The organism is uncultured Leifsonia sp. (assembly GCF_945957465.1).
Taxonomy (GTDB): Bacteria; Actinomycetota; Actinomycetes; order Actinomycetales; family Microbacteriaceae; genus Leifsonia.
On record NZ_CAMFLC010000068.1, the window covers coordinates 1 to 13,981 of the forward strand.

Sequence of the window (13,981 nt, forward strand, 5' to 3'; positions counted from 1 at the left end):
TGGTTTTGGTGGGGCGCCCCGTCCCGCCCCCGGGGGGGGGGTTGGGGGGTGCGGGCCCGGCGCGCGGCGGGGGGGGGGGCCCCCGCGGCGCCGGAGCCCTGAGGGGCTCCGGCGCCGCTGCTGTCGGGTCGGTCACGTCGGTCACCGAGCCCGGCCGGTCACGCCGTGGGCGCTGCCGGCGGCGGTGTCGGAGCCGACGGCGCCGCGGGTGCGGCAGGAGCGGCGTGCGCTCCGGCGGCGGCCTGGTGGCCGAGGGCGACGCTCTTGAGGTGGGCGAACTCTTCCGGGGTGATCGTGCCGGCGTCGAGCAGGGCCTTCGCCTTCGCGATCTCGTCGGCCGGGCTGCTGGCGGCCACCTGGCGGATGTAGGCGTCGGTGCTCTGCTGCACCTGGCGCGCTTCCTTCTGGCTGCGCTCGGCCATCCCCGGCCCGCGGGCGATGAGGTAGACCAGCGCGGTGAGGAACGGCACGAAGATCAGGAAGATGATCCAGAGCGCCTTCCACCAGCCGTTGAGCTTGTGGTCGCGGAACAAGTCGCTGATGATCGCGAACAGCGCGAACAGGTACGCGATGAAAGCGAAGCTCCAGAAGAACAGCCAGATGATGTTCCAGAAGTTGTTCCAGAAATCCATTGTCGTCACCCCTCCTGCCGGGCTCGGTCGAGCCTGGATGTGGGCTGAGAGTATCGCCGAGACGGCCGGTACGTCTAGAGCACTTTTCCCGTCGGTGCTAGGGCTTGCGCGCGACCGCCGACCGGATCTCGGCGAGCGACTCGCCGATCGACCGCTGTCCGTCGGGCATCGCGCTCCCGCCCGAGAAGACGGCCTCCTCCAGCGCGCTGACCCGGCCCATCAGCGAGTGCGGGTCGAAGCCGTTCCCGGCGACGGCGGCCGACACCGACGTGCCGCCCGCGTAGACGAACCCCACCAGGGCGCGCACGCCCGCGAGGAGTTCGGCCTGTTCTGCGTCTGTGAGGGCCATGAGCGGGTTCCCATCTGTCGGGGCGTCGATCGTGCCGGCGCCGGTGAGCGAGTCGTAGCCCGCGTACTGCGGGTAGGTGTAGCCGATGATCCGGGCGGAACCTCCCGTGAAGGTGTTGACCGTCGAGTTCGTCCAGTCGGTCGCACCCCGGTAGTAGCAGGTGTTTCCCTCGACGCTCTTCGGGAGGCCGCCGACGACGTCGGTGACCAGACCGACGTGCCCGGAGTAGAACACCAGGGCGCCCGGGTGCGGGACCGATCCGCGACGCTCGGCCGGGTAGTGCTCCCAGAGTGCGGAGACCGTGAAGTCCGCGCCGGAGAACGCGATGCCGTTGTTCCGCAGCAGCCAGGTCGGGTACCAGGCGCACCATTCGCCCTCGAACGCGGCCCAGGTTCCCGTGACGCCGAGGGTCCGCTTGACCGCCGCGAGCGTCTGGCCCTTCGTGGCCAGTGCCGACTTCACCACGTCGCCGAGTGTCGGCATCGCGTCGGCCTGCGCCGGTGCGGCCTCGAACAGGGCGCTGCCCAGCGCGATCACGGAGGCCGCGGCGGCGAGAACAGTTCGCCGCGACGGGGTCGCTGCCGGGACCGGATCGGTTTCCATATCGGTCGAGACACGGTTCACGCCATCGGAATAACGCAGCGATGTGCAATGAAGAGGTCCGGGCGCCTCCCCATCAGCCGGCAGGCGATCGCCAAGCACCTCGGCGTGCTGCGCGAGGTCGGCCTGGTCGAGCCCGTGCGGTCGGGGCGCGAGGTGCAGTACCGCGTGCTCGGCGCGCAGCTGCGCACCGCCGCCGGCCGCCTCGACGCCATCGGTGCCGCTTGGGATCGCCGACTGGCGGTCATCCGCGACATCGCGGAGCGGGAGTGAGGGTTATCCACACGCTGAACCACAGATATATGCAAGTAAAATATTAAGTGCTACTTTGACTCCTTGTGTCATCACGGAGTCACGGCGCACCGCGCCTCATCAGGATCCTCACCGGCGTCGCGCTGGCCGTCGGGGTCGCGTTCGTATCCGCGAACGCGGGTGCGGCCGCCCCGCGGTACGAGCCGTGCCCCGCGCAGTCGGACGTCTCGTCCTGCGACTCGGACGGCGACTCCATCCCGGACACCGTCGAGCGCGTCGTCTCCGGCACGGCCACCGGCGCCTCCGGACGTGAAGACACGGACGGGGACGGAGTGCCGGATTGGACCGAGGTCCTGGCGTGCGGCACGGTGCGTTGCGCGTCGTCCACGAAAGACAGCGTGGGAGACGGCATCCCCGACTTCGCGCGCATCCTGACCTGCGGCTCCGCCACCTGCTACACGGACAACGCCGACATCAACGGCAACGGCGTTCCGCGCTGGGCGAGCGTGGTCATCTGCGGCACGACGGAGTGCGCGACCGGCCACGAAGACTACGACGGCGACGGCATCTCCGATGCAGTCGAGCTGGCGGCGTGCGTCACACCGAGGTCGAACCTCGCCGAGACCGGCCGGTTCCTCGCGATCTGGCTCCTCGTGGCGATCGCGTGCGGACTCGTCGTGACCGGCGCCGTCCTGCTGCGCAAGCGCCCGCTCTTCGCCGCGGCGACGCGATCATTCGGTGCCAGCTGATGCGCCGCTGGAAGGTGCGGTCACGGCGGCCGCGCCGGGGCTTCCTCGCCACGACCGCCGCGACGACCCTGATCCTGGCCGGAACCGTGACACCCGCCGAGGCATCGCCCATGGAGCTGGCCCGACGCACGGCCGCGGCCACGCTCGCCGAGGTGCGGGCGGCGGCCGCCGTGCACGACCAACGCGTGGCGGCGGAGACTCGGGCGCCGGAGCCGAACACGTCGGGCCGCATCGAGGCGGGTAAGCCGTCGGCCGTCGAGGACGACGAGCTCGGAGCAGGGGCCGCCTTCTCGGGCTTCTCGGTGAGCTCGGACCTGACCGTGACGGTCGGCGCCGCTCCGGCGAACGCGCTCCGCGCCGCACGCTCCGAGATCTCGGGCGGCGGGGCGGTCGTCTCCGAACCCGTGGAGATCCGCGCGCGCGACCGCGAGGGGAAGGACGTGACGTCGTTCCCGGCCAAGAAGGTGAAGACGCGAGGTGGCGGAGACGACGGCCCCGTCGTCTCCGACGTCGTCCCCGGGGTATCCCTCACACTGCGGCCCGATCTCGAGCGGGTGACGGCGAACGACCTGAACCCGGCGACACTGCGGATCTACACCCGGGAGAGCGCAGGCGAAGGCTGGGCGCCATTGCCCTCGTACTACGACGCGGCAGCCGGGGTCGTGCGGGCGGAGTCGTCTCATCTCTCGCAGTTCGTCGTCATCGGCATCCCGTTCCCGGTTCCGGCAGCGCCGGTCGTGGTGCTGGATCCCGACAACGACGACGGGCACGCCTCGACGCCGGCTCCGCCGGTGCGGGAGCTGGCCTACAACATGGAGCTGGCGACGCGTCTCCAGACGCTCTTGCAGAACGACTGCCGGGCGGATGTGGTGCTCACCCGCGATGCGTCGAATCCCATGGTCTCGCGCGCGATGCGGGCGGCGATCGCCGCCGCGCACGATCCGGCGCTCACGCTCGGGATCGGGTTCAACACGAACGAGGGCACAGCCTGGGGCGACCCCGCGAACGGCGGATCGCAGGTCTACTCGCGCGGACACGCGCTCGACGACGCCGTCTCGGGATCGCTGGTCGGCGTCCTCCCGACATACACCGGTCGGCCGGCGAAGAACATGGGCGACAACGGCAACTTTCCCGGAGCCGAGTTCGCCGGTCTTCCGAACGCTTTCACCCACCTCGAAGCGCTGTTCCTCGATCACAACTATGACCGCGCTGTCATCGACGGCGGGATGGCGCACATCGCGAACGGCGTCCTCACCGGTTTGGGCCTCTATCTGGAGTCGCAGGGGTTCGATTGCACAGACCCGGTGACCGGCGGATGGCCGACGCCGCCGAGCCAGGCCGAACTGCAGCGCTGGCGCGACCTCGGCCACCAGAACTACCTCACCTACGGCGGCGACCCGGTCTCCTTCTCGACGGGAAACCTGGTCGAAGACGAGAAGCTGTTCACCCTCCCGGGACGCGGCGGTCAGCTCACCGACCTGACGCTGACCTACAACTCGATGGACGGCCGGCTCTCCCGGATCGGCGCCGGCTGGTCGTTCGGCCTCGGAGCCCGCGCGCAGCGTTTCATCGACGGGAGCGTGCTGGTCCAGCGCGGCGACGGTGCGAGCTACGTCTTCACCTCCGACGGCAACGGCGGGTACACCGGCGAGCCCGGAGTGCAGCAGACACTCGTGGAGGCGGGCGGCGGCCTCCTCACCCTCACGGCATCGTCCGGGGAGTCGTGGGTCTTCGACGCCGGTGATATCGACGGCATCGGCGAACTCGTCACGCACACCGACGCGCAGGGGAACGCGACCACGCTCGCCTACGGGCCCTCCAGCCCCGACACGCATCAGTTCGTCCCGCTCGCGTCGATCACCGACGCTGCCGGGCAGACCATCCAGGTCGAGTCGGACGGAGCCGGGCGGGTGAGCGCTTTCGTCCGCCCGGGAGGAGACCGTTGGACCCTGGCGTACAACGCGGCGGGGGACCTCACGACGATCACCTCGCCCGACGGCCGCACGAAGTCGTTCGCCTACGATGCCGGGCACCGGATGCTGACCGCGACCGACCCGACCGGCGCGGTGTATCTGAAGAACGAGTACGACGACTCCGGCCGGGTCGCCCGGCAGTGGGACGCCGACGGCAACGAGCGCGCGTTCGACTACTCGAAGCCGGGTCAGACCTCCTACCGAGACAACCTCGGTCGCGTCAGCGTGTTCGCCTTCGACGACCGCAACCGCATCACGAAGGTGACCCACGCCGACGGCACGACCGCGTCGTTCACGTTCGACGCGCAGAACAACGTGACGTCGTCGACCGACGAGAACGGTGCCGCGACCCGGTACGAGTACGACGCCGCCGGCAACCTGACCGTCGAGACCGGGCCGGACGGCCAGGTCGTCCGGTACACCTACACCGCGGCCGGCGACGTCGCCACGAAGACGGATCGCGGAGGGCCGAAGGGCGCCGAGCGGACCTGGAGCTACGACTACGACGGCTCCGGGCGCCTGGTCGCCGTCCACCAGCCCGACGACACGACGATCGCCCAGACGTACGACGCGGACGGCAATCTCGCCGTGACGGTGCAGCCGTCGGGTGCGAGCACCACGTTCGGCTACGACCACGCCGGCAACCTGACCAGCCGCACCGACCCGCTCGGGCACGTGACGACCTTCGCCTACGACGCGGCCGGCCGGATGACCTCCCAGACCGACCCGAACGGCAACACGACCTCGTACGTGTGGGATGCCGGCGACCGCCTCGTCACGGTGGTCGATCCCGCGGGCGGATCGACCTCCTACGGCTGGGAGCCGAACGACCATCTCGCCTCGGTGACAGACCCGGCCGGCGCGGTCTCGACATTCTCGTGGGACGCCATGTTCCACCTCACCGCCAGCACAGGCCCCACGGGTGGTGTCACGGCCTACGCCTATACGGCTGAGGACGCGCTGAAGTCCGTCACGGACCCGCTCGGGAATGTCACCGCTTACCGCACCGACGAGCGCGACCGCGTGGTCGCGACGACCGACCCGAACGGTGGAGTGTGGCGGTCGACGTATGACGCGGTCGGCAACCTCAGCAGCAAGACGTCGCCCTCCGGAGCCAAGACGACCTATCGGTACGACGGCCGGGGCAACCTCGTGAAAGAGACGGACCCGACCGGGGCGTCGACCACCTACGCGTACGACGCGGTGAACCGTCTGGTGGCGCGGACGGACGCCGATGGCGTGGCGACGAAGTACGGCTACGACCTCCTCGATCGCGTCACGCGTGTCACGGACGGCATCGGAAAGCGGACGACGCTCGGGTACGACATCGACGGCAACCTCACCTCGATCACCGACCGGACGGGCGCTGTGACCGCATACCATTACGACGCGGCCGGCCGGGTGGTCGCCGTGACGACGCCCCTCGGCGAGCGGACCGCGTACGCGTACGACGCGTCCGGGAATGTGACGAGCGTGACCGATCCGCTCGGTCGGGTCAGCTCGTACGAGTACACCCCGCTCGGTCGGGTGTCGGCAGTGACGGATGCGGCCGGAGCATCGACGTCCTTCACCTACGACGCCACCGGGCGTCGGCTGACGGTGACCGATGCGAACGGCCACACGACCTCGTACACGTACGACGCGGCGGGCGCGCGGACCTCGTCGACTGACCCCACGGGCGCCACGACCCGTTACGGCTGGGACGTGGCCGGTCGGCAGACGTCCCTGACGGACGCGGAAGGCCACGTGACGCAGTACGGCTACGACCCTGCCGGGCAGCTGGTGGGTGTCGTCGAGAACGTCACGAAGACGGGCAAGCCGGGTGCCGACGCGAACGCGACATCCGAGTATGCCTACGACGCCGACGGCAACCTCGCCTCCGTCAGCGACCCCAACGGGCACATCGCGCGCTACGCGTCCGACGCGTCCGGGCGCACCACTGCGGAGATCAACGCGGTCGGCAACACGACGCGGACCGAGTACACCGCGGCAGGCCGCGTGGCCGCGGTCGTCAACGGCGCGGGAGCCGTGACGCGGTACCAGTACGACAAGCGCGGTGATCTCGTGCGTCAGAACCAGGCCGGCTTTGTCGCGAGCTACGAGTACGACCCGGAACAGCGTCTGATCGCGATGACGGACCCGACCGGTGTCTCCGGCTGGATCTACGACGCGAACGGTCGCGCGACCACGCAGATCGACCAGCGCGGCGGCCGGCTCGTGGCGGGATTCGACGCGGCCGGGCAGCGCACCGCGCTGACCCTCCCGACCGGTGAGCAGCTCGGCTACACCTACGACACGGGCGGCCGGATGACCTCGCAGAGCTCGCCGTGGGGTGATCTGGCCTACCAGTGGGATGCCGCCGGCAACCTGACCGGGCTGTCCCGGTCCACAGGGGTGGCGACAGCGTATTCGTACGACGCGGCGAACCGGGTGACCGGCATCGTCCACAAGACGCCGGAGCCGCCAGAGCCGGCGGTGACGTCGCCCACCCCGACTCCTGCGCCGTTCGCGGCGTCGGATGTCGCGAACGCGTGCACGACGGTGGCCGGGTATCTCAGCGCCCGGTCGGCTCCGGCCGCGGGGGAGAGTTCGACGTGCAAGCACGCGAACACCTACGTGAAGGACCGGAACCTTCCGGTCCCGGCGAACCCGGTGGCAGACGGTGGCTCGTTGGCGCTTTCGTACGCGTACGACGCGGACGGCAACGTGACGAAGGCGACGAGGACGATCAGCGACGGTCAGGACCCGGCGGCGAAGGCTGCGGCGCGGGTTCGATCGGTGGCCTACGGTTACGACGGGTTGGACCGGTTGGTGTCTTCGGTGGCGTCGACCGGTGAGAAGAACGCGTATGCGTATGACCCGGCCGGCAATCGCACGGGTTGGACGCGTTCGGGTGCGAAAGACGGCGACTTCTCTCAGTCGGCGTCGTTCTCGGACGCGAACCAGCTGCTGCGTTCGGAGACGACGGGCTCCGGTCGTGGTGTCGCTGACGGGGTGGCGACGTACTCGTACGACGGTGCCGGGATGCGCACGTCGCAGTCGGTGGGCGGTGTCGGCACCTCGTACGCGTACGACCCGACAGGTCGCACGGCCCAGGTCACCCGCGATGGGCGTTCGACGTCGTACGCGTATGACGGGTTGGGTCGCCGCTCGTCGACGACCGATCAGACCCGCTTCGGGACGCAGACGACGGTCGCGACCTTCGATGGTGCGGCGGTGGTGCAGCAGTCGGACGAACTGCATGGTTCGACGAGTCTGCTGCGGGACGCGGCCGGGAACCTGGCCACCCACGTGGCATCGTCGGGAGAGGCGACGTGGGACCTGCTGGACGGGTTGGGTTCGGCGGTGGCCGGTGCTGCCGGGTCGTCGATCACCCAGCTGGCTTGGTATGAGGATTGGGGTGAACTTAACCCGGAGACCGGAGCGTGGAGCTCCCCGGTCGGGTTCACCGGTCAGTCACAGGATCCGACGCAGGGACTGGTCCACAACCAGGCGCGCAGCTACGACACCGGGACGGGTTCGTGGACGGCGGCGGATACGTGGGCGGGTCTGCTGGTGCAGCCGCAGAGCTTGGCGCGGTACGGCTATGTGTGGGATAACCCGGCCACCTACCTGGACCCGGACGGGCACCTGTGCGCCAGGCGCGGACCGGGCGATGCGCTCCCGTTGGGGTGCGGCGCCCCGCCGGTGCAGGCGTACCAGAACGTGACCATGCCACCTCCGGCGCCGCCGTACGTGCCGACCAAGGCGGCGAAACCGCAACCGACCGGGCCGACGGCCCAGAACAAGAACTCGGAGCGGCATGAATGTCCGGCTGGACAGCAAAAGCACATTAGCCCGTACGTCAATCCGCAGTGCGTGAACAACGCAGCGCTCGCTCAGGAGGCTCAATCTATCGAGCGGTTCTTTGACGTTCTCGGATGGATCGGCGCATTTGCCGGACTCGCGTCGCTGCTTCCTGGAATGCAATGGCTCGCGCCTATCGCGTTGGTGGCAAGTGCGGCTAGCACGATTTACAGCTGCGTGAAGGGCGGCCAACGGGCTGTGGGATGCGTGATCGGTATCATCACCACTGCTGTACCCGGCGGCGGTCAACTCGCAGGCAAGTTCCTCCGCAACCAGGTCGAGGACTGGGTGAGTGAGGCGATTACTCACGCGTCAAAGGCACTCGGAGCTTCAGGGGACGCACTAGGTGTTGCACAGGGATGGGGTTCGTAATGTCCGCGCAAGAGTGGGACCGGCAGGAACTGCTCCCCGGTCCGACGACAAAGCAATGGGCCCGCGCTGGTTTGTGGTGCCTTGGGGCGACCGGGACAGGGGCTGCGGGAGGCCTGATATGCGCATTCACCCTCGTGGCTAGAAGACTAGCTCTCGATCCGGTTACGGTCGGGTTTCTCGTCCTTGTGGTCGGTGGACTTTGCGCCGCTTGGTTCTGCAACATCATGATGAATCGGAAGGAACGCGCAGAGCTGGCCGCCGGTTACACCACATCTGCACAAGGCAACAACGAAGTTGTGCGCTTGCACTCGCCCACCGGTGTCGTCATGCGGAATGCCGGTGAGCCTAACCTCACCAAACTGCAGTGGGAAGCTGCCATGGCGCGGGTCATCGCCTATAAGGCTTCCATAAACACCGAAGAGCCACCTAAGCGTCGAGGGGCAGAAGCATGAGCACGTCTGAGACCCCCGAAATGACTGACGACCCGTGGGAAACCTCGTCGCGCGATTCGCGGCCTCGTTGGTGGCGCGAGTGGCCGGTTCTGGCTGCCGTGGTCCCCGCATCCGTCCTCGCTGCCGCCGTCACGTGGGCTCGGGTGCCGGAATCGTCGTTCTGGCCGCTCTTCGGCGCTTCTGCGGGGATATTAGCCGCGCTTTCCGGCGGTCTGGTCGTCTACCGGGCGTTCATCGGTGCCCGCTTCGCCCGCGTCCAATCGACAAGACCGGATGCGCTTGTATTCGAGGCGACGCGCTCTCCCGCGGCAGATGCCGTGGTTCGCGGTTTGAGCAGTTCGCGGGGCCGCCCGGCCCATTGGTCGGTGATCGCCGCGGACATGAGCGGCGTGTACTGGTATCTTGGCGATCCCCTATTTGCAGAGTGTATTTCCATCGCCGCGCGGGACATCGTCGGGCTGAAACCGACGTCTGTAAGGATGCGCGACGGTTATGGCGGGAGGCAGGTTCCCGCAATCCTTGTCGAGGTCCGGGGCGCAGAGTCCTGGAGCGTGCCCATCGTGCCCCGCTCGGCGGGGTGGAGTGCCTCGTTCCGGTACGCCGCTTCGGCCGCGGATCGGGACGTGTTGTTGGTACGACTCAGGCGGCAACTCGGTGTCCCCGAGGTGAGCAAACGCTTGGGCTGACTGCGAACGGGTGAGCTCGTTCTTGATCAGTGGCGCAACTGTGATCGATTGTCTCGGAGCGGGCCCTGACGCCCCGTCCGTTATCTCGGCAGGGTGCTGGGTCCTTCGGGTTGGACAAACATCCCGGGAAGCATGTAGCGCCATGACGGGAAGGACTACGGCACGTATGGGACGACTCGGATGGATCGCCGTTTACGCCACGATTTCCGCGGTTGCGGGCATGTCTTTGATCTTGACTATCACTAGCGTCCAGTCACGGCTTCAGCTGATGGCCGTCATCGCAGGGATCGCGACACTCGTCCTAGCCGCGATCATCGTCCATCTGGCGCTCGTGGCGGGCAAGCGACATCAGGGTCAAGCCGTCAGTGATGTAGTTGGCGCTGAGATGCTGGTGCGCTCGGCGACGCGGATGCCTGACACGTCACGATCCTTGAAGCGTCTCGAACTCCCTCCTGCAAATGACGTGCGGCACCTTGCCGTGAGCTTTGACACCAATGGTTTGACTATCCGGAGTGGCGTATTCGATCCCGCGCCGCTCGCTCGTATCCCCTCCCGGATGGTGCAGAAAGTCGATGTTCGCGAGTTTCCTCACCGGTTCAGGACACTCCATTGCCTCGTCTTTGTCCTCTGGAACGGACGCGAGCAAATCGCGTTGCCCTTGCAAGTCAACGCGCCTGGGCTCGCGAGTGTCGGAACAGCACGTCGAGTCGATCTGGAGGAGCTTCGCTCCGACCTATTCCGACTCTGGACTGACTCGAGTACTGGTGGGTGATGATCTCAGGGGCGGACACTTGGCGTGGTGCGCTGGCGCCGCACCAGTCGCCGTCCCGAGGCACGTTCGTAGAGGCGAGCGCAGTCATATTCCCTGGACATCTTCGGCTACCGCATCGGCGATCAGTTGGCGTACGACACGACCGATGGAGGCGTGCTCGGGCGAAGACGTTCGGATGCCAGGCGCCGCCGAAGCCGAAAACGAAGGAAGCCTTTGGCATCGCACAAGGGAGGGATAGCTGATGGAGCAGCAGTGTTGGACGCGTCGCGAGTTGCTGCCCGGGCTCACGACGAAACAGTGGGCGCGCGCGGGCTTGTGGAGTATTGGTGTGAGCTGCATCGGCGGCATCGGTGCGGTCGTATGGGCACTTGTTGTTTTGACCCGAACGCAAGCATGGGACCCTGCCGCCGTTGCTTTCATCGTTACGGTGATTGGCGGGATGGGCTTCGGATGGGTCTGCAGTCTGATGTCAGATCGCAAGGAGCGTGCGGAGTTGGCTGCAGGCTATACGACGTCCGCGCAGGGCAACAACAAAGTAGTGCGATGGCACTCGCCCACAGGGGTGGTCATGCGAGAGGCCGGCGAACCGAATCTCACAAAGCCTCAGTGGGAGGCGGCGATGGCACGTGTTCGCGCATACGAGGCGTTTGTCGCGAGGGAGAAGTCATGTACGGAAGGAGACGCGGCATGACCATGCCCGAGCGAACGGAAGTCGATGACCCGTGGGAGACATCCCGAGGTGATCCGCGGTTGCGGTGGTGGCGCGAGTGGCCGGTCCTTGCTGCCGTCTGTCTGGGGTGATTCGGAATGGGAGTTCTGGTCGAGGAGGCATGGATGGAAGTGAGGCGACTTTGGGTCGGCCTGGGAGTGCCGTCTCGGGTGGCCTGGGCGGCCACACTCCTTCTCGGCCTGGCGATCATCAACGCGTTGATGATCACGGTCGCGAGTGTGGGGTTCGACTGGGGCAGTTACATCGATGCGCTGAGTCGGCAAGCGATCGCCGCCGATGCCGACCAGAATGCCGTTGTCGGGCTTGCGTTGATGCAGTCTCTCTGCCTTCGGGCAATGGCCGTGGGCGTATTGGTGGCATTCCCGGTGAACGCCGCGCTCCGCACTGTCGGCCGGGCCGCATGGGGGTGGATCGCGGGTGTCGTCATGTTTGTCTCCTGGCTCTGCGCCTGGCCGTTTTTCGGATGGTGGATAATCCCTGGGTCGGTGGCCAGTGCTGCTGCGACGGCGTTTCTGCTCACGAGTCCGGCCCGTGAGTTCGCAAAGCGCTCGTTTTCGCCAGTTCGTACGAGGACACGATTTCTTGGGACAGCGGTTGTTCTGCTCATTGGATTCGGGCCGTTCGGTGGCCATAACTACTACCTCAAGCGCTCATGGGCGGGGCTGATGCAGCTTGGCCTCTTGCTGATCGGCACCCTCGCATGGGGCGGCTTTGTTTCGTGGGCCGCTTTAGCTGGTTTAGGGGTCGCACTTGTATGCGACGGCGTAAGGCTGCATGAGCGCATCGCAGAACTTAACTCGCGCTACGGGTCGCCAAGAAGCGCGGGTCGAGTGTGAATTGGCTTCACAGTCGGCTGTTCGGCTTGCGATGGCGCCGGGGCTTACGCGACCTATTCGCGCGATTGGCAGGGGCGGGAAGCCCCAGATGTCGGCGTGACGAGCGGCGTGGGGATCGGCTGTTCGGGGCTCATCATGTGGTTCTGGTAGGCGGGTTCATGGGCTTCGAACAAATCGTGATGTTGATCGCTGGACTGGGAGTGACGATCTCGGGAGTCTTTGTCGCGCTGTTTCGGGACGCGGTTGCACGACATAACCGTCGGAATATCCAAGGACGATTCGGACAATCTCACCCGGGATTCGCGTCAAAGTCCACACCGGGAAAGATGGCGGTGGTCGGAGCATTGTTGATAGCGATTGGGCTCTCAATGGTTGTGAAATCGCTCGGGATCTGGTGATCGAGATCTCACGAACTCTCATTCCTCGAGGAGGGCAGATGGTTCGCAAGACTGTGCGAGGCCGGATCGCCGATTGGATCACCGAAGCAATTACTCACGCATCCGTTCGGAGGGCAGTGACCGACTGGGTACGAGACGCTGTGAAGGGTGTCGTGAACGCGTTGGGGGCCTCCGGTAACGCATTCGGTCTGACTGTGAGCGGAGGTGATCTGTATCTCAGATTCCAAGACTAATGACCTCGCCGCGCCGAACCAGTTGTCAGGCCCGTCCGCGCTGACGCTGCAGATGGTTTGCGCTGTCGCTTCATGGATCTGCCTCCTGAGTCTGGTGCCGGGAGCAATCGCAGTAGTGGCGCATGCTCCCGTCACGTTGATGATCGTCGTCGCGTGGGCGATGCTGGTCAGCTTCGTCGCAATGCTTGGAACACTCGGTGCGTGGGTTCTCGTCATTTGGCGCGAGGCGCGCGTCGGGTACACGACCCTGCAGAACCAGTTCCGACACCTACCGCAGCTCGATCCCCGTTCGGGGTGCATCCTCCGGGAGGCCGGTGCGCCCTACCTCCCCTTACGACAGAAGGGTGCTCGATGACAGACGGTCTTATCGTCGCCGCCGGTGCAGGATTTCTTTGTGTGTTCGGAGTGGCCTTGCTGGTGTACTACATTTTTCTGAGGCTGCTGCTCCGAGCTCAGTACGCGGTCTTATCCGCTCAGATTCCTGGCGCGATTATCACTCCGTGTTCCGCGGCGTTGGTCACGCGCTTGGCTCTACGACGGATTGGCGAAGCTACAGGAAACTCTTTCGGTTCAACTGGACCTGTCTACTCCGTCGCCGCTTACCCGGGTCACCTTCGCGTTCTTCGCGGAAAGTCGGCTGTCGTGGTTGCGGAGTTCGGACAGGAAGAGATCAGCGATGTTCGAGTGGGCACGACGTCCTTCCTGTTGGCGGATTTCACCACGCTCTTCGTCGGTATCAGGGCGGCGGGCACGACGTTCGAGCTTCCCATTCGAGTGAACGGTCCGCACTCAACCTCGATATACACCGCACGTCGGGACTGGGCCGCCGAGCGGGGCAACTCGATGTTGAAACACATTGGCGCCCCCACGTGACTATCAACTCAGTTTGCTTACTGACCAGAGCACGCCCTGTCGGAGGAACGGAAGGAGCCTGACCCGGTTTCATGAGCGAATTTCTCGTGTGGCGGGGCTGTCGGTCCGTCGGGTGTTTACGTCGATTACACGCGTGATCTCGCTGGTCTTCAAAACATTGGCGGTGGGGTGGCCGTGTCGCGCGTCAGACTTAGTGGCAGGGGTTGTTAGTTGCTGAGGCAACGCCCC

The 13,981-nt window shown here is 66.5% G+C and carries 10 protein-coding genes; 8 read left to right on the forward strand and 2 right to left on the reverse strand.

Annotated elements, in window-relative coordinates; all coding sequences use genetic code 11:
• Positions 1-158 precede the first annotated feature (158 nt).
• The gene (locus Q0Q23_RS18310; RefSeq protein WP_208038265.1) at positions 159-632 is read right to left on the reverse strand and encodes an SHOCT domain-containing protein; all 474 of its coding nucleotides are present in this window, start codon (positions 630-632) and stop codon (positions 159-161) included.
• Positions 633-729: 97 nt separating this feature from the next.
• Positions 730-1,584, reverse strand: coding sequence for a CHAP domain-containing protein (locus Q0Q23_RS18315; RefSeq protein WP_295127617.1), 855 nt, complete (start codon positions 1,582-1,584; stop codon positions 730-732).
• A 48-nt stretch (positions 1,585-1,632) separates the two neighbouring features.
• Between Q0Q23_RS18315 and Q0Q23_RS18320 the strand changes: the two genes are divergently transcribed.
• From Q0Q23_RS18320 to Q0Q23_RS18355, 8 genes are all read left to right on the forward strand, one after another.
• Positions 1,633-1,854 (forward strand): helix-turn-helix transcriptional regulator, encoded by a 222-nt coding sequence (locus Q0Q23_RS18320; RefSeq protein ID WP_295127619.1) that lies wholly within the window; start codon positions 1,633-1,635, stop codon positions 1,852-1,854.
• Positions 1,855-1,919: 65 nt separating this feature from the next.
• The gene (locus Q0Q23_RS18325; RefSeq protein WP_295127622.1) at positions 1,920-2,582 is read left to right on the forward strand and encodes a hypothetical protein; all 663 of its coding nucleotides are present in this window, start codon (positions 1,920-1,922) and stop codon (positions 2,580-2,582) included.
• Complete coding sequence (locus Q0Q23_RS18330) at positions 2,582-8,773, forward strand: RHS repeat-associated core domain-containing protein (RefSeq protein ID WP_295127625.1); 6,192 nt, start codon at positions 2,582-2,584, stop codon at positions 8,771-8,773. The genes Q0Q23_RS18325 and Q0Q23_RS18330 overlap by 1 nt, the downstream gene beginning before the upstream one ends.
• Positions 8,774-9,221: 448 nt before the next feature.
• Entirely contained in the window at positions 9,222-9,911 is a 690-nt protein-coding gene (locus Q0Q23_RS18335) for a hypothetical protein (RefSeq protein ID WP_295127628.1), read from the forward strand.
• 268 nt (positions 9,912-10,179) lie between these two features.
• Positions 10,180-10,683, forward strand: a complete 504-nt coding sequence (locus tag Q0Q23_RS18340; RefSeq protein ID WP_295127631.1) for a hypothetical protein — start codon at positions 10,180-10,182, stop codon at positions 10,681-10,683.
• Between the two features lie 241 nt (positions 10,684-10,924).
• A complete protein-coding gene (locus Q0Q23_RS18345; RefSeq protein WP_295127634.1) occupies positions 10,925-11,374 on the forward strand; it encodes a hypothetical protein in 450 nt (149 codons plus the stop codon).
• Between the two features lie 116 nt (positions 11,375-11,490).
• Positions 11,491-12,249: a hypothetical protein gene (locus Q0Q23_RS18350; RefSeq protein ID WP_295127636.1), complete on the forward strand. Its 759-nt coding sequence runs from the start codon at positions 11,491-11,493 to the stop codon at positions 12,247-12,249.
• A gap of 982 nt (positions 12,250-13,231) precedes the next feature.
• Positions 13,232-13,753 carry a hypothetical protein gene (locus Q0Q23_RS18355; RefSeq protein WP_295127639.1) on the forward strand — a complete coding sequence of 174 codons (522 nt, stop codon included), beginning with the start codon at positions 13,232-13,234 and terminating at the stop codon, positions 13,751-13,753.
• Positions 13,754-13,981: the final 228 nt, after the last annotated feature.

Excerpts from the sequence above, each read along its gene's own strand:
- Q0Q23_RS18340 (WP_295127631.1), top strand. The coding sequence starts at position 10,180 with ATGGCCGTCATCGCAGGGATCGCGACACTCGTCCTAGCCGCGATCATC.
- Q0Q23_RS18335 (WP_295127628.1), top strand. The coding sequence starts at position 9,222 with ATGAGCACGTCTGAGACCCCCGAAATGACTGACGACCCGTGGGAAACC.
- Q0Q23_RS18315 (WP_295127617.1), bottom strand. The coding sequence starts at position 1,584 with ATGGAAACCGATCCGGTCCCGGCAGCGACCCCGTCGCGGCGAACTGTT.
- Q0Q23_RS18350 (WP_295127636.1), top strand. The coding sequence starts at position 11,491 with ATGGGAGTTCTGGTCGAGGAGGCATGGATGGAAGTGAGGCGACTTTGG.
- Q0Q23_RS18320 (WP_295127619.1), top strand. The coding sequence starts at position 1,633 with ATGAAGAGGTCCGGGCGCCTCCCCATCAGCCGGCAGGCGATCGCCAAG.
- Q0Q23_RS18330 (WP_295127625.1), top strand. The coding sequence starts at position 2,582 with ATGCGCCGCTGGAAGGTGCGGTCACGGCGGCCGCGCCGGGGCTTCCTC.
- Q0Q23_RS18310 (WP_208038265.1), bottom strand. The coding sequence starts at position 632 with ATGGATTTCTGGAACAACTTCTGGAACATCATCTGGCTGTTCTTCTGG.
- Q0Q23_RS18345 (WP_295127634.1), top strand. The coding sequence starts at position 10,925 with ATGGAGCAGCAGTGTTGGACGCGTCGCGAGTTGCTGCCCGGGCTCACG.
- Q0Q23_RS18355 (WP_295127639.1), top strand. The coding sequence starts at position 13,232 with ATGACAGACGGTCTTATCGTCGCCGCCGGTGCAGGATTTCTTTGTGTG.